Here is a 22,063-nt window from a genome sequence, read left to right on the forward strand (position 1 = left end):
AGCTTGTGCTTCTATCATTGACCCCGGTCAATTTTCATCGCATGACACGGCGCAGATACAAGGGCGCGGCCTGCAATTTCGTGCTGCATGGCAGCATTCATAGACGTGCCTAATAGCCTGTGAATTATAAAGGCAATATCCAGATAATGCCTACTCGCGCAACGGTGAAAGCCTGCTTCTACGCAAACTATATTCGTCTTATGGCCAAACTAGATTACCCATAAAAACAGTAATCGCAAACGGCACTACCTAACACTGCAAAATGGAAGAAGCATAAAAAAACGGCGCCCTAAGGCGCCGTTTTTACAAAGCTGAAACAGCTCGCTGTTTGATTACACTGCTTTAGCAGTGTGCAATGCAGCGATTTGCTCTTTGGAATAACCCAAACCAGCCAACACTTCATCTGTATGCTCACCCAACAATGGGGAAGCAACGATGTTTGGTGTCATGTCGGAGAATTTGATTGGGCTACCAACGGTCAGGTATTTGTCACCACGGCCTTTGTGCTCAACTTCAACGATAGAACCGCTCTTACGCAGTGACTCATCATTTGCCAATTCTTTCATCGACAGCACTGGTGCGCATGGGATGTCGAATTTACGCAGGTAATCAACTGCTTCGAATTTGGTTTTGTCTTTGAGCCATTCTTCGATAGTCGCGAAAATATCGAAAATCTTGTCTTGGCGTGCGTCAGGTGTGTTGTACGCTGGATCATCGATCCACTCTTCACGACCCAATGCTTTACAGATTGGCGGCCATGCGTGATCTTGCACGGTGAAGTAGATGTACGCGTTAGGGTCGGTTTCCCAACCTTTACATTTCAGAACCCAACCTGGTTGACCGCCACCACCTGCGTTACCACCACGTGGTACTACGTCGGTGAATGTGCCGTGTGGATATTGTGGGTACTCTTTCAAGAAGCCCAGTTTGTCCAAACGTTGTTGATCGCGCAGTTTGACGCGGCACAGATTCAAAACAGCATCTTGCATCGACACAGCAACTTTTTGGCCTTTGCCAGTTTTTTGACGACCCATGATGGCTGTCAAGATACCGATTGCCAAATGCATACCTGTGTTGGAATCACCCAAAGCAGCTGCAGAAACAGTTGGTGGGCCGTCCCAGAAACCCGTTGTCGAAGCAGCACCACCGGCGCATTGGGCGACGTTTTCGTAGACTTTCAAGTCTTCGTAATGGTGACCATCGGAGAAGCCTTTAACCGATGCCAAGATCATGCCTGGGTTCAGTTCTTGGATACGCGCCCAAGAAAAGCCCATACGATCCAAAGCGCCAGGACCAAAGTTCTCAACCATAACGTCGGATTCTTTGATCATTTTTTCCAAAACTTCTTTACCTTGTGGAGTTTTGGTATCAAGTGTCAACGAACGTTTGTTGCTGTTCAGCATTGTGAAATACAGAGCATCAGCATCAGGGATGTCGCGCAATTGGCTACGTGTTACGTCGCCTGAACCTGGACGTTCAACTTTGATCACGTCAGCGCCGAACCATGCCAGCAACTGTGTACATGCTGGACCAGCTTGTACGTGTGTGAAATCGATAATCTTAATACCTGCTAATGGTAAATTTTGACTCATGATCGGTAGATTTCCTTATCAATCGTTTAACTTGATTCCTGAAACCAACATACTTGGGCCTCAGGAAGTAAAAAACCACCCAGACGAATCTTGGTGGAATTGCGCCATTTCTACATGGCTATATTCCAATACAACTTGGAGTTCTGAACACACTAGTCTAGTGCCGCAACTTGAGCAGGTCAAGTGCGTGGCACGATCGAAAACGCCTCGATCGTGCCACCAAGTTTGACCATGACTCACGTCATGATCTCACTTAGTATTACTTCTTCTTGCCGATCGTTGAGACGATGTTCAGGTTACCGATACGACCCGATTCAACACCAGCTGCTGGATCGATGATTGCATCGATGATGGTTGGCTTGCCTGATTTCAGGCCAGCTTCCAACGCTTTAGCCAGTTGTTCTGGAGTCTCAGCGCGAACGCCTTCGCCACCCAGAGCAATACTGAATTGGTCGTACTTGGTGTTCGGGTTGAACAACATGCATGAGAATTGATGATCTGGGTTAGCTTCGTCACCACGGTAGATACCACCGTTGTTCATGATGATGACAACGACTGGCAGGTTGTAACGGGTGATTGTTTCGTATTCCATTGCGCTGAAACCGAATGCGCTATCGCCGCAAATTGCAACGACTGGCTTGCCTGTTTCAACAGCTGCAGCAACAGCCGAACCCATACCGATACCCATCACGCCCCATGTACCTGTATCTACACGTTTACGTGGCAAGTATTGGTCGATGACCATACGTGCGTTGTCGAGGGTGTTTGCACCTTCGTTAACCAGAGTGATGTCTGGGTAGTTTTTCAACACGTCACGGATTGCGCCCAGCGAGTTGAAGTAGTTCATGACTGGTGTTGCTGTCGACAATTTGCTCGACAGTTTGCCTTTGGTGGTCGTAACGCGTTCAGCGATAGCGCCCATCCATTCTGTTGGCTTGGTCATGCCTTTCAGGCCAGCGCGCAATGCGTTGACACACGAAGCGACGTCACCAACCAATGGCGCAGCGATAGGTACGTTGCTGTCCATTTCGTTAGCTTGGATGTCGATTTGTACGAATTTCTTCGCGACGCCCCAAGTTTTACCTTTGCCGTGTGCCAGCAACCAGTTCAAACGTGCACCGATCAGGATAACAACGTCGGACTCTTGCAATACCATCGAACGAGCAGCAGCTGCGCATTGTGCGTGTGTATCGGAGATCAGACCTTTTGCCATCGACATAGGCGTGAAAGGGATACCTGTTTCTTCAACCAGCGCTTTGATGTCTGCGTCGCATTGAGCGTATGCTGCGCCTTTGCCCAACAAGATCAGTGGCTTTTTAGCGTTTTTGATCAGGTCAACAGCGCGAGCAACGGCCGATGGGCCTGGGATTTGTTCTGGAGCTGGGTCAACTGGGACGAACAAAGTTTTCGCGCCTTCTTCTGCGCTCATTACTGTGCTGAACAAACGTGCTGGGATGTCCAGATACACGCCGCCTGGGCGACCCGACAATGCGGTACGGATAGCGCGAACAACTGCAACGCCGATATCTTCAGTACGGTTGATACGGAAAGAAGCTTTGCAATGTGGACGAGCGATGTTCAACTGATCCATCTCTTCGTAATCGCCTTGTTGCAGATCGACGATTTCACGCTCGGACGAACCCGAGATCAAGATCATTGGGAAGCAGTTTGTAGTGGCGTTAGCCAGTGCGGTCAAGCCATTCAAGAAGCCTGGTGCGGAAACGGTCACGCAAACGCCAGGTTTTTTGGTCAAGTAACCAGCAACCGATGCTGCATAACCTGCATTTTGTTCGTTGCGGAAGCTGAAGAACTTGTTACCACGTGCTTGCCACATACGGCCGATTTCCGTAACTGGAATACCAAGCAAACCGTAGATGTTGGTGATGCCGTTCATTTCCAACGATTCCATTAAAAGATGGAAGCCGTCGGTCAGCTCTACGCCTTCTGGTATTACTGCTGCTGTCGCATTACTCATGATGAATTCTCTTTCGATTAAGGTCGAGCAACGTTGCTCAGTGCCATTCAATGCCGCACTTTTGACGGCCATTATTACTTGCAAGGCACCTCTAAAAATCAGATCGATTGATTTTTAGAGATACCCTTAGTCATACGCTTTTGCGCATACCTATTCAAGTGGGCGTATCATATCGATCTGTAAGCGCTTCTATCATTGACCCCGGTCAATTTTCATCGCATGATATCGACCCTATTCACCCTTCTATCTTTTATATTTTTACTCCTGTAAATGCCGACTGTCGATAACCATCCAGAACGAAATGTAATTCGTGTTCAGCTCAGGCAAAACGTTGTCTTAAAAGAAATGACGGACAGTGAATGGGCCGAACTGGAACCACTTCTGGTTGTCGTGGATTGCCCTAAGGGCGACTTCCTGCTGCACCAAGGCGTACATGAAATGGAGCAATATTTCATCCTTGATGGCATCCTGAAGCGAGTGGTTACCAACCAGCAAGCCAAGGAAATGATTCTACGCTTTGCTGACGAGCGCAGCATGGAAACAAGCTATGCCGCCTGGCGCCTCAAAACACCGACGCCTTACAGCATTATATGCGTAACCAAAGCGCGCGTAGTGAAGCTGCCCTTGATGCAATGGATCGCATTTATGGAAAAGCATGAACATGTCAAACAGGCATTTGAATATGATGTTATGCATTTGATGAGTGAAATCATGGCTCATACGATCACCCTGCATTTGCTTGATGCGCCGGGTCGTGTTCAACGTTTTGTGCGCAAACATCCTGAGCTGTTCGACCGCATTCCTAAAAAGGAGCTCGCCTCCTACCTCAATTTATCGCCAGAAACATTGAGCCGCTTGAAACATCAAGGAAAAATCTGATCTGCCCCTGTCAGGTCAGCATTGTCTTCGCTGCACTTCCACTTGCAATACCAATAATAACAATTAGCAAGTCACTCAAGTCAGGCGTCTGTGCCGAACCGTGCATGGGCTGCTACAAATCCCGCTAGTGCAAGCTGATTCAATTTTAGCCCCCCCCTCCACGCCACCTCATTTAGATTCACCTGCAATATCAATTGGTCGCGGCATGTCTTGTCAGTCGCAAAAAATGAAAATGCCCCACAAGGCGCAAACCTTGCAGGGCATCAGATTCGGGCGCTCCGCTTAAGAGCGCCACGACCAGGTTACATCAATTATTCTGCTTCGCGATGTTCAGCGAATTCATCCTTCTTAGGAGGACGTACCAGTGCGATCGCTTTAGAGATCAGAGGCCAGAACAACATGAGCAACGCCAGAGTGGTGATCGAACCAACCAAACCGTTGGAGAACATCACCGACACGTCACCTTGCGACGACAACATCGCTTGGCGGAACGAATCTTCTGCGTTACGACCAAGAACCAGAGCCAGAACCAGCGGAGCCAGTGGATAGTCCAGTTTCTTGAACAGGTAGCCAACTGCGCCGAATACCAGCATCAACCAGATATCGAACATTGCATTGCCGACGGTGTAAGCACCGATAGCGCAAATCACAACGATGACTGGTGCAATGATAGAGAACGGAATACGCAGAATCGAAGCAAACAGTGGAACGGTAGTCAGAACAACTGCCAGACCAACCAAGTTACCCAAATACATACTGGCGATCAGGCCCCAAACGAAGTCATGTTGTTCAGTGAACAGCAATGGACCAGGTTGCAGACCCCAGATCAACAGACCGCCGAGCAGAACAGCCGCTGTTGGCGAACCTGGGATACCGAGAGCGAGCATAGGCAACAGCGCTGCAGTACCAGCAGCATGCGCTGCAGTTTCTGGAGCAACCACGCCTTCAAGTTCACCAGTACCGAACTTAGAACCGTTCTTCGACATTTTCTTGGCAATACCGTAGGACATGAACGACGCTGGTGTGGCGCCGCCTGGTGTAACACCCATCCAGATACCAACCAATGCACTACGCAACGAAGTCGCCCAGTATTGCGGCAATTTTTTCCAAGTTGCAAACACAACTTTCGGATCTATTTTTGCCGATTTACCGGAGAAAGCGAGGCCCTCTTCCATCGACAACAAAATTTCACCAATACCGAACAAGCCGATAACTGCGATCAGGAAGTCGAAACCACGCATCAATTCTTCGAAACCGAAGGTCATACGCAATTGACCAGTAACCGTATCCATACCGACTGACGCCAAAGCAAAACCCAACATCATCGATGCGAGAATTTTCATCGGCGATCCTTTACCCATACCAACGAAGCTACAGAAGGTGAGCAGATAAACCGAGAAGAATTCTGGAGCGCCGAAACGCAACGCGAATTTAGCTACCAGCGGTGCCATGAAGGTGATCATGATGACGGCAATAAACGCACCAATAAACGACGAGGTGAAAGCACCGGTCAACGCTGCACCAGCCTCACCTTTTTGCGCCATTGGATAGCCGTCAAATGTAGTCGCAACTGACCACGGCTCACCTGGAATATTGAACAGGATGGAAGTAATCGCCCCGCCGAACAATGCACCCCAGTAGAGGCATGACAACATGATGATCGCTGAAGTCGGCGACATTGTGAAAGTCAGCGGCAACAGAATTGCCACGCCGTTTGCACCACCCAAACCAGGCAACACACCAATCAGCACACCCAGGGTGATACCGATGACCATTAACAACAGGTTCATTGGGGTCAAAATGACCGCGAACCCGTGAAATAATGAATTAATTTCGTCCATTTTACTAAAACTCCTTGAATACTAATCTGACTCGATAAAAACCAGCATGCAAGACCTTGCGGCCCGCTATACAGTTTTAATAACCGAGGAAGCTCAAAAGATCGAAATGCCCTTTAAACAGGGGAACTTTGAACCACACCTCAAACATCAAGAAAAACAAGGTGTTTACACCAAGGCCGATAAGAACCGACTTAACTGGCGAAAACTTACCCAAGAAGATCATGAACAATGCGATGTAGACGGCCGACGAGACGTAAATGCCAAATAGCTCAATCGCACCAACGTATATCAATGCCGGAATAAATACCTGCATAACACGTGTAATTTGTTCGCGATCAACAAAGACTTCCGTGTTTTTGTTTTTACCGAACAATGATTGAAACATTGTTACGGCGCCTGAAAGACAAATCATCAAACCAATACCAAACGGGAAGTAGCCTGAACCTGGGCCATCACTAGTCCATGTTGCGCCCAACTTCCAGCTTGCCACTACCACCGTAAGACCCAGCGCCAACAAGATAGCTGCAACTACCGCATCTACAATATTGGTGGCGGGGCCAGTGCGAACGCCATCGCCGGATTCCGAATTCTGATCCATGAGGAATGCTCCTGAAATTTTTTGTAATGAATTGGGGTGCGCGAGATCACTGGCGCTACCGAACGAGTCGGTAGCGCAGCCTCTCTTCTTATTTACCCCGGATTAGTCTATTACTTCTTTGCCATGAAGCCGGCTTCTTGCATCAAAGTAGCATGTGCTTTCTCTGCGCTTTCCAGCCATGTTTTGAAGTCGTTACCAGTTTTGAAGCTGGTATTGAAGGCGCCTTTTTCCATGTAGTCTTTCCACTCAGCTGTTGCACGAACCTTTGTGAACAGATCTACGTAGTAAGCCAATTGGTCAGGCGTTACACCTGCAGGCATAAAGATACCGCGCAACATGGTGTAGTCGGTAGGGATACCGGCTTCTTTACATGTTGGGATGTCATTCCAGGATTGGGTTTCGGTAATTTTCGCTTTGTAAGGCATACGTTCCGAATCGAACACGCATTGCGCCTTCAATTTACCAGCACGCCATTGCGAAACCGCTTCAATCGGATTGTTCACTGTCGAATCGATGTGATTACCAACCAATTGAACAGCAACTTCACCGCCGCCTTTGTATGGAATGTAGATGAACTTGGTGCCAGTAGCTTTTTCCAGACCAGCAGTAATGATCTGATCTTCTTGCTTGGAACCTGTACCGCCCATTTTCATTTTTCCTGGGCCTGCAGCCTTGACAGCGTCGATATATTCTTTAGCCGACTTGTATGGCTTTTCAGCATTCGTCCACAGAACGAATTGATCCAGCGCCAACATTGCAACTGGCGTCATTTCCTTCCAGTTGAATGGAACACCAGTTGCCATAGGCGTGGTGAACAAGTTCGACAAGGTGATGATGATTTTGTGTGGATCGCCTTTGGAACCTTTAACGTCCAGGAAGCCTTCAGCACCTGCGCCACCGGAACGGTTAACGACGATCAGTGGCTCTTTCATCAATTTGTTTTTGATGATGACGCCTTGGATCAGACGTGCCATTTGATCAGCACCACCGCCGGTGCCTGCTGGTACGACGAATTCAACTGGTTTGGTTGGTTCCCATGCTGCAAAGGCTGGGGTTGCAGTCAAGGCGACTGCTGCAAATGCGCCGGCGGTTGCCTTTGCGATACCGCTTGAGTGCGAAAAGAATTCCTTGATCATTGCTGTCTCCTATTGATATTAATTTTGACTACTTTTTTACTGCTTGCCGCGTCGAGGTGCCTTGTGAGCACTAGCATCGTGCGACTACGATGCCTTCAAACATAACTTATCGTTACTTTTAATTTTCAAAGATAGTGTGGCTTTTCCTTGAAAATTCTCTTGACCGGCGTCAAGTTTACGGGACTCCGGCCATTGTTTGATCGCACTACTTGATGTTTCGTTCGAGTAACTTTGTGTAAGTTATTGCGCTGCATTTGCGGTCTCCATTTCCCGCAGTTGCAAACCCAACGATCAAATTGCTGCGACGTGCCAATTTTTGTATGCGGCTATCATCGAACAACTTATCTTCTCAAACTTGAACATCACCTACGTATTCAGTATTTCTATCGCGTACTTCTTGCGCTTTTCGTGAGTGTGCCATCCTTACGAGGCAAATTGGGAAAAAATTCATCTAAATTGGCATACGTATTTATACGTAGTCGACAATTCTAAAAATGAAATATTTTGGAACAATTTTATTGGTGATCATGATCACCACTCATTTAATCCAAAAACATTTCGAAAAAAAGCCCATGAAAATAATTTTCATGGGCTTTCATTTTTGCGTGATTAAGCGACCTTTTGCAGCTTGACCTGACCGGATTCCTCATCCATGGTTTTTGCCAGCAACTTGACTAATGCATAAACCGTATCGATATGCGGTGTTGGCGTTTCGGTCAAACGACCAAGCTCAACCACCGAACCTACCAACGCATCGATCTCTGGATCGCGACCCGCTTCGACGTCTTGCAGCATCGACGTCTTGTGCTTACCGACTTTTTCCGCACCGGCGATACGCTTATCCAGCGTGACGCGGAATTCGATACCGAGTTTGTTTGCAACAGTTTGCGCTTCAGTCATCATTGCTGCTGCCAGCTCACGCGACAGCGGGAATTGGCAGATGTCTTGCAATGTCGAATGCGACAAGGCGCTGATTGGATTGAAAGTCAGGTTGCCCCACAATTTCAACCACATTTCCGAACGGATATTTTCCAGAACCGGGGCTTTGAAGCCGGCGTTTGTGAAGCATTCCGAAACGCGAGTTGCGCGTTCGCTGATCGAACCATCGAGTTCACCGATAGGGAAACGATCGCCTTCGATGTGCTTGATGACGCCTGGTGCGATCAATTCGGATGCCGGATAAACTACGCAACCCAATACGCGATCAGCAGGGATCTTGTCGGTGATAACACCGGTTGGATCAACGCTGTGTACGCGGCTACCAGCCAACTTGCCACCGTGCTTGTGGAAGTACCAGAAAGGAATCCCGTTTTGCATCGTGACGATGACGGTTTCCGGTCCGATCAATTTTGGCAAATCGTTGGCGATCGCTTCGAGTTGATGCGCCTTCATTGCCAAGACGATGATGTCTTGATGACCAGCTTCGTCGTAATTGTTGGTTGCCTTGACGTTCTTCGCGACGTGCTCCGAACCGTCATGCATGATCAACTTGGCGCCGTTTTTGCTGATGGCTTCCAGGTTTGCACCGCGCACGATGAACGTAACGTCTTCACCAGCCAAAGCCAGTTTTACGCCAACGTAACCACCGATCGCGCCTGCTCCGATAACTGCAATTTTCATACTCTAACCTCGCGACTATTATTTAAAATCGTTTGTGAGCTTGCCGATGCCGGCAATCTCGATCTCGATGACGCTGTTCGGCTTCATCGAGCCGACACCAACAGAGGTGCCGCACAGGATGATGTCGCCAGGATTCAGCGTCATGTCGGCGGAAATCAGACTCACCAATTGCTGGACCGAAAAGCGCATGTCGCTGATCGGATAGTCTTGACGGATATCGCCATTCAGAATTGTTTTGACAACCAATGTAGTCGGGTCGATGCCAGTTGCAACTACAGGGCCGAATGGGCAGAAGGTGTCCAGACCTTTTGCACGGACCCATTGTGCGAACGATGCATCGCGGTTCAGGATGTCGGCAACGGTGACGTCGTTGGCGACGGTGTAACCGAATACGTAATCCAAAGCATCGGCTTCCGAAACGCGCTTGGCAGTTTTTCCGATCACGATACCGAGTTCGCCTTCGAAGACGATTTTTTCGTCTGTAGGCGGCTTCTCGATTGTTTCACCTGGATTCAAATACGAGTTTGGCGATTTGATCAGGTACAAAGGTTCCGCAGGATCTGCCAGATTCAATTTTTTTGCCAGCGCGTGGAAGTTGTTCCACATCGCGATGATCTTGGTTGGCTGTGTAGGCATCAACACTTTGACGTCATTAAGTTTCAAGACGGTGTCGGTTTTGACAGGGTTGGCATACATATCGCCTGTGTAGACTTGAATGCTTTCGCCTTCGAGCGTACCGAATTGTGTATTACCTGCGTGACTAAAACGAATCCAGTGCTGTGACATTTTTCACTCTTTTCTTAAAATTTCGAAACTTGTATCGCTACTCAATGGCTAATGCAAGACGCTGCGCTTGATCGCAATCACTCCGGCGTGCGCAGTTGGCGCACTAGCATGTGTAACTATCTCTACAGAAAACACCTTGTATTTCCTGTAGGGATAACACTCCCCATGCAAGAGGAATGTTAAACCAACTATTTATTACAGAACCGATTTCAGCAAACGGCCCATTTCAGCTGGATTGCGTGTGACTTTGATGCCGCACGCTTCCATCACAGCCAGCTTCTCTTGCGCAGTACCTTTACCACCGGAAATAATCGCACCGGCATGACCCATGCGTTTGCCTTCTGGTGCGGTGACGCCCGCGATGAAACCGATCACTGGCTTCTTCATGTTGTCTTTGACCCAGCGCGCGCACATCTCTTCTGCATCGCCGCCAATTTCACCAACCATGATGACTGCATCGGTATCAGGATCGTCATTGAACATGCGCAGGATGTCGATGTGCTTCAAGCCAGAAACTGGGTCGCCGCCGATGCCGACCACGGTCGACTGACCGAGACCAAATTCAGCCAATTGACCAGCTGCTTCATAGGTCAAGGTACCCGAACGCGAAACGACGCCGATGCGACCTTTCTTGTGGATGTGCCCTGGCATAATGCCGATCTTGATTTCGTCTGGCGTAATCAAGCCTGGGCAGTTTGGTCCAAGCAGCAAGGTTTTTTTGCCTTCCATGCGTGCTTTGGTGCGAATCATGTCGCGCACTGGAATGCCTTCGGTGATGCAGATCACCAGATCCATGCCGGCATCAACTGCTTCGTCGATTGCGGCAGCAGCGAATGGAGGCGGAACATAGATAACCGAAACGGTTGCGCCTGTTTCAGCTGCGGCTTCCTTGACGGATGCGTAAATAGGTACGCCTTCAAACGATTCGCCAGGTTTTTTTGGATTCACGCCAGCAACGAAACAGTTCTTACCATTTGCGTATTCGATACACATTTTGGTGTGAAACTGACCGGTCTTGCCGGTGATGCCTTGGGTGATGACTTTGGTATCTTTATTGATCAGGATTGACATGCTTATTTCCCCTGTGCCGCGTTGACGACTTTTTCAGCCGCTTCAGCCATGTTGTTTGCCGTGATGATAGGAAGACCGGACTCAGCCAGAATCTTCTTGCCCAGTTCTTCGTTGGTGCCCGCCATGCGAACCACCAGTGGAACTGTCAGATCAACCTGTTTCGCTGCTGCGATCACGCCTTGTGCGATCACGTCGCACTTCATGATGCCGCCGAAGATGTTGACCAGAATCGCTTTGATGTCCGGGTTTTTCAACATGATCTTGAATGCTTCGGTGACTTTCTCAGTTGTCGCACCACCGCCGACGTCGAGGAAGTTGGCTGGCGAACCGCCGTACAACTTGATGACGTCCATAGTAGCCATTGCCAAACCAGCGCCGTTCACCAGGCAGCCGATATTGCCGTCAAGCGAGATGTAGGTCAGGTCGAATTTCGATGCTTCGATTTCAGCTGGATCTTCTTCGTCCAGATCGCGCATTTCTACGATTTCTGGATGACGGTACATTGCATTCGAATCGAAATTGAATTTCGCGTCGAGTGCAACGATACGGTCGTCGCCAGTAACGATCAATGGATTGATCTCAGCCAGCGATGCATCAGTTTCGTCGAATGCTTTGTACAGGCCTTGCATGAATGCACGAGCCTGGCCAATCGAACCTTCAGGTACGCCGATTTTGCGGGCGATATCATCAGCCTCGCTATCGAGCAAACCTTTGACTGGATCGATGAATACCTTGTGGATTTTTTCAGGAGTGTGTTCAGCGACGTGTTCGATGTCCATGCCGCCTTCGCTGGATGCCATCAAGGCAACGCGTTGGCTACCACGATCAACGACCATACCGACGTACAGTTCTTTCTTGATGTCGGCGCCTTCCTCGATCAGCAAGCGCTTGACCAAACGACCTTCTGGGCCGGTTTGATGCGTCACCAGCGTCATGCCGAGGATGTCGTCCGCGTATTTGCGTACTTCATCGAGAGATTTCGCAACTTTAACGCCGCCGCCTTTACCGCGACCACCAGCGTGAATCTGTGCTTTTACTACCCAGACTTTGCCGCCCAGAGTTTCAGCCGCCTTGACTGCCTCGTCTACGGAAAAACATGGAACGCCTTTTGGTGTCGTAACACCGTACTTACGCAGTATTTCTTTTCCTTGATACTCGTGGATATTCATGATCGTCCTTGTTGATAACCAATTTTTTGCAGCAATTCGCTACGATAAAATTATTTTTTGCATTAAATCCACGCAAAAACCACAGGTGTTTCCAGCAAAAAGACTGCTATTTTAACAGTTGCCAAATCGAATAGAAACGGTGACCGGGATTGTGCGAGAAGCGACTCCCGAACTCCTTGACCAAGGTTAAGATTCGATACTTGCCGACATATAAATCAACTTACTTGTTCAGTAATTGACTTAAGGGGCGACACCAGTGTAAACAACACCGGGGCAGCGATTCAAGAATCGCCTTTGAATACAACAAAATTTGAGTGAGCTCCTACTGTACGCGGCGCAACATCGAACCGATCGGTTGATGTACACAGTACAGTTGACTTGCATCAGAGAACAATTGCATCAGGTCATGATGAATTGCGCAGATGCATGTGCTCAAACGCCGACTTCGCCCCGCTGGATCTCCGCCCAATTTACCGGACGTGTCGCACGGGTGCCACTCGCTGTCATGGTTTCATAGCAGCGCGCTTTGGCAGCTTGTATTGCTTCTATCAGGAAATCAGCTTCATACACTTTCAGCAGATGCGCCTGGCAGGTCTCCAAATAATGTTGAAGACGCTTGCGTCCGCCTGCGATGCCAGCGAGATCGTCGCCTGTGTTCGCATCCCAGTACCAGCTCAAACCAAGTTCATAAAACGCCGCGTTATAGGCATTACGGTGCAGATCAGCTGCGTCATCTGCAGAATATTGATTCAACCCGGTAGTGAACATGGTAAGTCTCCTGTCTGTATTTTCATACTCGTTTAGTGTGTTTTTCCAAACTTGTATTGCATCTTAGGGCTTAAAAATGATTAGGCATAGTTAAAGTATTTAATCATAATGATTCCTTCTGACTTATACATTGAAGCATTCACCCCCATGAAAAACGCAACACTCAGGCAATTGAAGGTTTTTGAGACGGTCGCCCGTCATTTGAGTTTTTCGCGCGCAGCGGAAGAACTGCATCTGACCCAGCCCGCCGTCTCTACGCAGGTCAAGAAACTGGAAGAGCACGCCGGCCTCGCACTGTTCGAGCAATTAGGGAAGAAAATCTTCCTGACCCCGGGTGGCACCGAATTGCTGCACTACAGCCGCGCCATCATTCAGCAGTTCCAGGAGGCTGAAGATGCCATGACCCAGTTCAAGGGCATCACGGGCGGCAAATTGAATGTGGCGGTGATCAGCGCGGGCGATTACTTTTTCCCGCGTTTGCTGGTGGAATTTGCACGCAGCCATCAAGGTGTGACGCTGAATCTGTCTGTGCACAATCGCGAAGGTTTGTTGAATCAGCTCGCTAACAATCTGACCGACTTGGCGATTATGGTGCGGCCGCCTACCGACATGGATACGATCAACGAGCCGTTTGCACCGCATCCTTACGTGATTGTGGCCGCTCCCGATCATCATCTGGTGTCGCAAAAAAATATCCCGATGAGCACCTTGATGCAAGAACCTTTCGTCGTGAGAGAAAAAGGGTCGGATACATGGAATTCGATGGAAGACGGCTTCGGTGGTCGCGTCGACGACATCAACATCGCGATGGAAATCAAGAGTACCGAAACCATCAAGCAGGCCGTCATCGCCGGTATGGGCATCAGCTTCCTGTCGGCGCACACCATCAGCCTGGAACTGCAAGCCGGCAGCCTCGCCGTACTCGACGTCGAAGGCTTCCCTGTCATGTTGAACTGGTATGTCATCCACAGGAAAAACAAACGTCTGCCGCCCGTCGCACAGGCGTTCAGAAACTTCTTGCTCAATGAAGGACCGGCACTGATAGAACGCATCATTCGCTACAACCCCAAACCCGGGCGCCAGTTAAGCAATCTACCCGTCAAGCCCAAGCGGAAGTAAGTGCAACAAGCGTGCATGAAAAAAGCCCGATTGTCGTCAATGACAATCGGGCTTTTTTATTGAGCAAATTTGCTTCGCTTATACCTTCAACACAATCTTGCCGATATGCGTGCTGCTTTCCATCAAGGTATGCGCTTGCGCCGCATCTTCCAGTGCAAAGGTTTGATACACGACAGGTTTGATCTTGCCGGATTCGATCAGCGGCCACACCTTGGTGCGCAATTGATCAGCAATCGCTGCCTTGAACGCAACCGGACGCGCGCGCAGGGTCGAACCTGTGATCGTCAAACGACGCAACATGACCTGGCCCAGACTGAGTGTCGCTTTGTTGCCGCCAGCCAGCGCGATGAATACCAGGCGACCATCGTCAGCCAGGCAATTGATTTCACGCGCCACATAATCGCCACCGATGATGTCGAGAATGACGTCGACACCCTTGCCGTTGGTGGCTGCCTTGACGACTTCGACAAAATCTTCTCTCTTGTAATTGATGCCGCGCTCCGCGCCTAGCACTTCGCAGGCACGGCATTTTTCGTCGCTGCCGGCGGTCGCAAACACGCGATGACCGAGTGCGGTCGCGATCTGAATCGCTGTAACGCCGATACCCGATGTGCCACCCTGCACCAGCAAGGTTTCATTGCCGGTCAAACCAACGCGGTCAAAGACATTGCTCCAGACGGTGAAGAATGTTTCCGGCAAGGAGGCGGCTTCCACCACGTCCAAACCTTTTGGAATTGGCAAACATTGTTCGATAGGTGCCGTGCAATATTCTGCGTAACCACCACCTTGCGCCAGCGCGCACACCATGTCGCCTAATTTGAAGCCACTGTCGGCAAGATCGCCGCCGACCACTTCGCCGGCGATTTCCAGGCCCGGAATATCAGACGCGCCTTTTGGCACTGCATAACTACCGAGCCGCTGCCATACGTCAGGGCGATTGATACCTGCGGCATGCACCTTGATCAGCAATTCGCCGGCTTTAGGCTCAGGCATAGGGCGCTCGCAGAGTTGCAGTACATCTGGAGGGCCGGGCTGGGTAATCTCGATCGCGCGCATGGGTATCCTTTATTGTGAAGATATTGAAGGCAGCAAGGATATTCGATAATCACGTCCTCTGCCAGAGATCGAGATGCGATAGAGTTTAAGCAACGTGACATTCATCTACGATTTTGACTGCATTTTCACTCAATCAAGCGCTGGCTTATCTTTAGCTCATCTTCTTCTTGTTTTACTTCACCACACGCCCGGCCATAGGCGACGACGGCGATGCAGAGAACCGTTTGGCAATACGGCCAGCCAGATAAGCATTGCGACCGGCATCGATACCAAGCTTCATCGCATGCGCCATACGCACAGGATCTTGCGCTCCGGCTATCGCGGTATTCATCAAGACGCCATCGCAACCCAGTTCCATCGCAATGGCTGCGTCCGATGCGGTTCCTACACCTGCATCGACGATGACCGGGACCTTGGATTGTTCAATGATCAGCGACAGATTCCATGGATTCAAAATGCCCATGCCGGAGCCGATCAGGGAGGCCAGCGGCATGATGGCGGCGCAGCCAATGTCTTCCAGCATGCGCGCTTGAATCGGATCATCGCTGCAATAGACCATCACGTCGAAACCATCCTTGACCAGCGTTTCCGCCGCTTTCAGGGTTTGCGGCATGTTGGGGAATAAAGTCTTTTCATCGCCGAGAACTTCGAGCTTGCAGAGTTTGTGACCACCGAGAATTTCACGACCAAGTTGCAGCGTATAAACCGCATCGGCGGCGTTGTAGCAGCCTGCCGAGTTTGGCAACAAAGTGAATTCAGATGGCGGCAACACATCAAGCAGGCTCGGTGCATTCGGATCTTGGCCAATGTTCACACGGCGAATCGCGACGGTCACGATTTGTGCGCCGCTGGCCAGACTGGCTTCGCGTGTTTCCGTCAAATCCTTGTATTTGCCGCTGCCGACCAGCAGACGTGAACGGTAAGTGGTGCCGGCGATGACGAAGGGTTCGTCTGTAAATGTTGCTGTGCTCATAGTGGTCCTGTTTCTGTGAGGTGAAAAGTTAACACTCACAAGGCAGCTTGTGGCTGCCTTGTGGGTACTTCAATGGTTAACCGCCACCAATTGCGCGCACCACATCAACGTGGTCGGATGACTGCAATTGTCGTTGCGACCACTGGCTGCGCGGTACGATTTGGCGATTGATTGCAACCGCGACTGCCTTGCCGGATAGCGACAAGTCGGCAATCAACTCTTCCACGTTTTGATGTGCGGTGAGTCGATGGCTAGCGCCATTGAGTTCTATCGTTATTTCCATATAGCTCGTTACTGCTTTTGATAAATTTCGGAACCGCTTTTGACAAACTCGATCGCTTTCACTTCCATCCCTGCTTTCAGGGCCTGGATTTCCGTTATGCCTTGCTTGGCTGCGTAGTCGCGCACTTCCTGCGTGATTTTCATCGAGCAGAAATGCGGGCCACACATAGAGCAGAAATGCGCGACCTTGGCGGAATCCTTGGGTAAGGTTTCATCGTGGAATTCGCGCGCCTTGTCCGGATCGAGACCGATGTTGAACTGATCATCCCAACGGAATTCAAAACGCGCTTTCGACAATGCGTTGTCACGTATCTGCGCACCGATATGACCTTTGGCCAAGTCGGCTGCATGCGCAGCAATCTTGTACGTGATAATGCCGTCCTTGACGTCAACCTTATTCGGCAAGCCGAGATGTTCTTTCGGTGTGACGTAACACAGCATCGCGGTACCGTACCAACCAATTTGCGCAGCACCGATGCCGGATGTAATGTGGTCATAGCCAGGTGCAATGTCGGTCGTCAATGGTCCCAGTGTATAGAACGGCGCTTCGTGGCACTGCTCCAATTGCAGATCCATATTTTCCTTGATCAAATGCATAGGCACGTGACCCGGACCTTCGATCATCACTTGCACGTCATGCTTCCATGCGATCTGTGTCAGTTCACCCAGCGTTTTCAGTTCACCGAGTTGCGCTTCATCGTTGGCATCGTAAATCGAACCCGGACGCAAACCGTCACCCAGCGAGAACGACACGTCGTAGGCTTTCATGATTTCGCAGATGTCTTCGAAGTGTTCATGCAGAAAGGATTCCTTGTGATGCGCGAGACACCATTTCGCCATGATCGAACCACCGCGCGAAACGATGCCGGTCAGACGTTTTGCCGTCATCGGCACGTAGCGCAACAATACCCCGGCGTGGATCGTGAAGTAGTCGACGCCCTGCTCCGCCTGCTCGATCAAGGTGTCGCGGAAGATTTCCCAGGTCAAGTCTTCAGCCTTGCCGTTGACCTTTTCCAGCGCCTGATAGATCGGCACGGTGCCGATGGGCACAGGTGAATTGCGGATGATCCATTCACGCGTTTCATGTATGTGTTTGCCGGTCGACAAATCCATCACGTTATCGCCACCCCAGCGTATTGCCCAGGTCATTTTCTCGACTTCTTCGCCTATCGACGATGTCACAGCCGAATTGCCGATGTTGGCGTTGATCTTGACCAGAAAATTACGGCCGATGATCATCGGCTCGATTTCTGGATGGTTGATATTGGCCGGAATAATGGCGCGGCCGCGCGCGATTTCACTGCGCACGAATTCGGCGGTGATCTCTTGCGGAATCGAGGCACCAAACGATTGACCCGGATGTTGACGGCCCATCAGCTCGGCGAGTTTTTCGCCTTTCGGCCCGGATTGTTTCAACTCTTCCAGATATGCGCGGCGATTCATGTTTTCGCGAATCGCAACGAATTCCATTTCAGGCGTGATAATGCCCTGACGTGCGTAATGCATCTGACTGACATTCTTGCCAGCGAGTGCGCGGCGCGGTTTGCGATGCAGGTTGAAGCGCAGTTCTGCCAATTGCGGATCGTTCAAGCGCTCGATACCGTATTCGGATGTTGGGCCGGCGAGCTCTTCCGTGTCCTTGCGCTCGAGTATCCACGGCATGCGCGGTGTATCTAGGCCGGAACGGATATCGATCTTGGCTTCAGGATCGGTGTAAGGACCGGACGTATCGTAGACATAGATCGCCGGATTTTTTTCAAAGCCGAACGATGCGGCCGTATCGGATTGCGTGATCTTGCGCATAGGCACGCGTATATCAGGACGCGAACCCTGGATATAAACTTTGCTGGAATTTGGTAATGGTTGAATCGCTGCTTCATCTACCGTGGCGGTAGCGGACAGGAATTTCGGGTTGGCATTCATTTTGGCTCCTTGGCTAACTACAAATTGGCTTGGAGCCAGCTAAGGAGGTTTCGAGAACCTGTATTGTATTCAGCTTGGTATCGACGAAAACACAATTCGAATGCCGGATGCAATACACGTTCTCGGTAGCTTCCCTTCGCTGGCATTATCCAGATCAGGTTCAAGGGTTTTTCTCACCCGGCAAATGCGGAACGCATTTGCCTAGGACCCCTAGCTTTTTACTTCTGTAACAGGTGAATCAAACTACAACGCGAGTCTATGCAATAAAACTGCATAGTCAATTGACCCGGGTCAAATTTTTACATCTGACATGTATGGCTTACTGATGTGCAACTCAACAAACCATACATGTCAGTTCTGAAAAACGGCAAATACGCCGTCGTTCAGAAACTGTGTACAACTAAGTTCTTACTGCGATTACTTAACTGTTGCGATGTGCAACAGATTGGTAGTACCTGATTCGCCGAATGGCAAACCAGCCGAGATTGCAATGTATTCGCCTTTTTTGGCAAAGCCTTCGCGCACAGCTGAGGTCAATGCTTCGCTGACCATTTCATCTACTGAATGCACGTCCTTGCCGACGATCGAATGAATGCCCCAAACCCATGCCAAACGACGCGCCGTTTTGAGTTCTGACGCGATGCTGAGAATCGAGGTATTCGGACGAACACGTGCCGCACTCATGCTGGTGCTGCCGGACTTGGTGTAAGTCACGGTGCATGCAGCCTTGAGCGCTGTCGTTGTGTCGAGCAGGGCGATGCAGATCGCATCTTCTGGCGTTGCACGTGGTGCAACTTGTTGTGCATCCAGCAGGTTGCGGTAAACCGGATCGGATTCCACTTCCTTGATGATGGCGTCCATCATTTGCACTGCACGAACAGGATTTTTACCGCTAGCGGATTCAGCCGACAACATAACAGCATCAGCGCCTTCGTAGATCGCGGTAGCGACGTCCGAAGCTTCTGCACGTGTTGGCATTGGCGACTCAGTCATCGATTCCAGCATGTGCGTAGCAACGATGGTTGGGCGGCCATATTTGCGCGAAACACGGATGATTTCTTTTTGGGCACGTGGCACTTGCGAGATCGGCAGTTCAACACCAAGATCACCGCGAGCAACCATGACGGAATCAGATGCTTTGCAGATTGCATCGATGTCCAGCATTGCGGCTGGCTTCTCGATCTTCGATTGAATCAAAGCGCGATCGCCAATGATCTTGCGTGCATCTTCAATGTCGGAAACTTGTTGCACGAACGACAGCGCAACCCAATCCACGCCCAGTGACAAAGCGAATTCCAGATCAATCAGATCTTTCGGCGTCATGGCAGGAATAGGCAAGATTGCGTCGGGGACGTTGACACCTTTGCGGTTAGAAATCTTGCCGCCGGTGGTCACACGAGTGACGATGCGTTCACCAGAGTTGCTTTCGATCGTGACACGAATTTTGCCGTCGTCGAACAGCAGGTTCTGACCAGCTGCAACAGCAGCAAACAGTTCAGGATGTGGCAAGTACACGCGCGATGCGTCGCCTGGTGTTTCGTCGCGGTCCAGCACGAATTGCGAGCCTTCCGTCAGCACTGCGGAATCGCCTGTGAACGTGCCCAGACGAATCTTCGGACCTTGCAAGTCAGCGAGAATCGAAACAGGACGGCCGTACTTGGTTTCCAGGCCACGAACGATTTCGTGACGTGCGCGGTGATCTTCATGCGAACCATGGCTGAAGTTGAAGCGGAACATATCCACGCCAGCTTCAAACAGTGCGCTGATAGTTTCGACATCATTACTTGCTGGGCCAAGGGTAGCAACGATTTTTGCTTTGCGATTACGTCTCATGACAGGTCTTCTTCTTAAATGAAAATTAAAAAATCGATACCGCTATGCGTACACGGACAACATAGCAGCGAATAAATTACAAAATCAGGATGGCGCGGAAATCGTTCACGTTCGTGCGGGTCGGACCACTGACAATCAAATCGCCTACCGCACTGAAGAAACCATAACCGTCATTGTTTTCGAGCATCGCTTTCGCATTATGTCCTGCAGCTGCAGCGCGTGCGATCGAATCCGGCTGATAGCTCGCGCCGGCGTTATCTTCCGAACCATCGATACCGTCGGTGTCGCATGCCAATGCATAAATATCCGGTGCGCCGTTCAACGAAACCGCCAGACTCAACAGGAATTCTGCGTTACGACCGCCACGACCTTTGCCGCGCACTGTCACTGTGGTTTCGCCACCGGACAAGATAACGCAAGGTTTGGCGAATGGCTGGCCGTACTTCGCAACCTGTTTCGCCAACGCGGCATGGACGGAACCGACATCGCGCGATTCGCCTTCCAGATCGTTGGACAAAATGTAAGGCGTGATGCCAGCTGCTCGTGCTTTTTCTGCTGCCGCTTCCAGCGCGTGTTGCGCAGTCGCAATCACGTGGTGTTCGTTACGTGCGAAGCGCGCATCGCCTGGCTTCGGTGTTTCGCCGGCGCCGGACTCGAGGTGCTGCAAGATATTGTCTGGAATCTCGATCTTGTATTTTTTCAGGATGGCGAGCGATTCTGCGCAGGTAGTCGGATCAGGCAGCGTTGGACCGCTGGCAATGACGCCAGGATCATCGCCAGGCACGTCGGAGATCAGCAGCGTCACGACACGTGCCGGTGCGCAGGCCAGACCGAGGCGGCCACCTTTGATAGCTGAAAGGTGTTTGCGCACGCAGTTCATTTCAGAAATCGTTGCGCCGCTTTTCAGCAATGCCTTGTTCAAGGCCTGTTTTTGTTCCAGTGATATGCCTTCACCTGGCAAGCTCAGCAGAGCCGAACCACCACCGGTGATCAGACACAACACGAGGTCGTCTTCGGTCAAGCCTTTGACCAGTTCCAACATGCGACCGGCCGCTTGCCGACCGGCTTCATCCGGTACTGGATGGGCGGCTTCGACGACTTCAATTTGCTTGCAGTCGGCGCCATGGCCATAACGTGTGACGATCAAACCTTCGACTTTGCCTGGCCATGTATCTTCAACTACCTTGGCCATTGCAGCGGCACCTTTACCGGCACCGATCACCAATGTGCGGCCTTTGACCGATTGCTTGGGCAGATAAGCGGGCATGCACTTCTGTGCGCTCACGGCCTCTACCGCTGTTGCATACAGGTCGTTTAAAAATTGACGTGGGGCTATCGACATGTGGCGAGAATATTCCTAAGAATTGGGGAAGTGCGTATTAAATCTTGTGATGCAAACTATTTGATTCGTATTTGATTCACCCGCGTAAAACTCGCGAGGA

18 protein-coding genes and 1 riboswitch are annotated in these 22,063 nt (G+C 50.4%); of the genes, 2 read left to right on the forward strand and 16 right to left on the reverse strand.

Annotated elements, in window-relative coordinates; all coding sequences use genetic code 11:
* Window positions 1-332 precede the first annotated feature (332 nt).
* Together frc and oxc are read right to left on the reverse strand one after the other, a co-directional pair.
* The gene (gene frc, locus ACFQO0_RS04540; protein WP_382232840.1) at window positions 333-1,592 is read right to left on the reverse strand and encodes a formyl-CoA transferase; all 1,260 of its coding nucleotides are present in this window, start codon (window positions 1,590-1,592) and stop codon (window positions 333-335) included.
* 259 nt (window positions 1,593-1,851) lie between these two features.
* On the reverse strand, window positions 1,852-3,567 hold the full coding sequence (gene oxc, locus ACFQO0_RS04545) for an oxalyl-CoA decarboxylase (protein ID WP_382234011.1): 1,716 nt from the start codon (window positions 3,565-3,567) through the stop codon (window positions 1,852-1,854).
* A 270-nt stretch (window positions 3,568-3,837) separates the two neighbouring features.
* Between oxc and ACFQO0_RS04550 the strand changes: the two genes are divergently transcribed.
* Window positions 3,838-4,446 (forward strand): Crp/Fnr family transcriptional regulator, encoded by a 609-nt coding sequence (locus ACFQO0_RS04550; protein ID WP_382232841.1) that lies wholly within the window; start codon window positions 3,838-3,840, stop codon window positions 4,444-4,446.
* A gap of 311 nt (window positions 4,447-4,757) precedes the next feature.
* On the opposite strand, the gene ACFQO0_RS04555 is transcribed toward ACFQO0_RS04550, so the two are convergent.
* From ACFQO0_RS04555 to ACFQO0_RS04590, 8 genes are all read right to left on the reverse strand, one after another.
* A complete protein-coding gene (locus ACFQO0_RS04555; protein WP_382232842.1) occupies window positions 4,758-6,287 on the reverse strand; it encodes a tripartite tricarboxylate transporter permease in 1,530 nt (509 codons plus the stop codon).
* Window positions 6,288-6,363: 76 nt separating this feature from the next.
* Complete coding sequence (locus ACFQO0_RS04560) at window positions 6,364-6,885, reverse strand: tripartite tricarboxylate transporter TctB family protein (protein WP_382232843.1); 522 nt, start codon at window positions 6,883-6,885, stop codon at window positions 6,364-6,366.
* Window positions 6,886-6,995: 110 nt separating this feature from the next.
* On the reverse strand, window positions 6,996-8,021 hold the full coding sequence (locus ACFQO0_RS04565; protein WP_382232844.1) for a Bug family tripartite tricarboxylate transporter substrate binding protein: 1,026 nt from the start codon (window positions 8,019-8,021) through the stop codon (window positions 6,996-6,998).
* A gap of 609 nt (window positions 8,022-8,630) precedes the next feature.
* Window positions 8,631-9,641, reverse strand: a complete 1,011-nt coding sequence (locus tag ACFQO0_RS04570; RefSeq protein WP_382232845.1) for a 2-dehydropantoate 2-reductase — start codon at window positions 9,639-9,641, stop codon at window positions 8,631-8,633.
* Window positions 9,642-9,659: 18 nt separating this feature from the next.
* Window positions 9,660-10,427 (reverse strand): fumarylacetoacetate hydrolase family protein, encoded by a 768-nt coding sequence (locus ACFQO0_RS04575; protein ID WP_382232846.1) that lies wholly within the window; start codon window positions 10,425-10,427, stop codon window positions 9,660-9,662.
* 195 nt (window positions 10,428-10,622) lie between these two features.
* Window positions 10,623-11,498, reverse strand: coding sequence for a succinate--CoA ligase subunit alpha (gene sucD / locus ACFQO0_RS04580; protein ID WP_382232847.1), 876 nt, complete (start codon window positions 11,496-11,498; stop codon window positions 10,623-10,625).
* Between the two features lie 2 nt (window positions 11,499-11,500).
* A complete protein-coding gene (sucC, locus tag ACFQO0_RS04585; protein ID WP_382232848.1) occupies window positions 11,501-12,667 on the reverse strand; it encodes an ADP-forming succinate--CoA ligase subunit beta in 1,167 nt (388 codons plus the stop codon).
* Between the two features lie 432 nt (window positions 12,668-13,099).
* Window positions 13,100-13,435: an HAD family hydrolase gene (locus ACFQO0_RS04590; protein WP_382232849.1), complete on the reverse strand. Its 336-nt coding sequence runs from the start codon at window positions 13,433-13,435 to the stop codon at window positions 13,100-13,102.
* Between the two features lie 147 nt (window positions 13,436-13,582).
* Here ACFQO0_RS04590 and ACFQO0_RS04595 point away from each other — a divergent pair, with 147 nt between their 5' ends.
* Complete coding sequence (locus tag ACFQO0_RS04595) at window positions 13,583-14,554, forward strand: LysR family transcriptional regulator (RefSeq protein WP_382232850.1); 972 nt, start codon at window positions 13,583-13,585, stop codon at window positions 14,552-14,554.
* A gap of 78 nt (window positions 14,555-14,632) precedes the next feature.
* On the opposite strand, the gene ACFQO0_RS04600 is transcribed toward ACFQO0_RS04595, so the two are convergent.
* From ACFQO0_RS04600 to ACFQO0_RS04625, 6 genes are all read right to left on the reverse strand, one after another.
* Window positions 14,633-15,610 carry an NAD(P)H-quinone oxidoreductase gene (locus ACFQO0_RS04600; RefSeq protein WP_382232851.1) on the reverse strand — a complete coding sequence of 326 codons (978 nt, stop codon included), beginning with the start codon at window positions 15,608-15,610 and terminating at the stop codon, window positions 14,633-14,635.
* Between the two features lie 172 nt (window positions 15,611-15,782).
* A complete protein-coding gene (locus ACFQO0_RS04605; protein WP_382232852.1) occupies window positions 15,783-16,583 on the reverse strand; it encodes a thiazole synthase in 801 nt (266 codons plus the stop codon).
* A gap of 76 nt (window positions 16,584-16,659) precedes the next feature.
* On the reverse strand, window positions 16,660-16,866 hold the full coding sequence (gene thiS, locus ACFQO0_RS04610) for a sulfur carrier protein ThiS (protein ID WP_382232853.1): 207 nt from the start codon (window positions 16,864-16,866) through the stop codon (window positions 16,660-16,662).
* A gap of 8 nt (window positions 16,867-16,874) precedes the next feature.
* On the reverse strand, window positions 16,875-18,788 hold the full coding sequence (gene thiC / locus ACFQO0_RS04615) for a phosphomethylpyrimidine synthase ThiC (RefSeq protein WP_382232854.1): 1,914 nt from the start codon (window positions 18,786-18,788) through the stop codon (window positions 16,875-16,877).
* Between the two features lie 114 nt (window positions 18,789-18,902).
* A riboswitch (TPP riboswitch) is annotated at window positions 18,903-19,010 on the reverse strand.
* A gap of 195 nt (window positions 19,011-19,205) precedes the next feature.
* Entirely contained in the window at window positions 19,206-20,621 is a 1,416-nt protein-coding gene (gene pyk, locus ACFQO0_RS04620) for a pyruvate kinase (protein WP_382232855.1), read from the reverse strand.
* A 76-nt stretch (window positions 20,622-20,697) separates the two neighbouring features.
* On the reverse strand, window positions 20,698-21,963 hold the full coding sequence (locus ACFQO0_RS04625) for a glycerate kinase type-2 family protein (RefSeq protein WP_382232856.1): 1,266 nt from the start codon (window positions 21,961-21,963) through the stop codon (window positions 20,698-20,700).
* Window positions 21,964-22,063 lie beyond the last annotated feature (100 nt).

It is taken from the genome of Herminiimonas aquatilis, assembly GCF_042665175.1.
GTDB lineage: Bacteria > Pseudomonadota > Gammaproteobacteria > Burkholderiales > Burkholderiaceae_D > Oxalicibacterium > Oxalicibacterium aquatilis.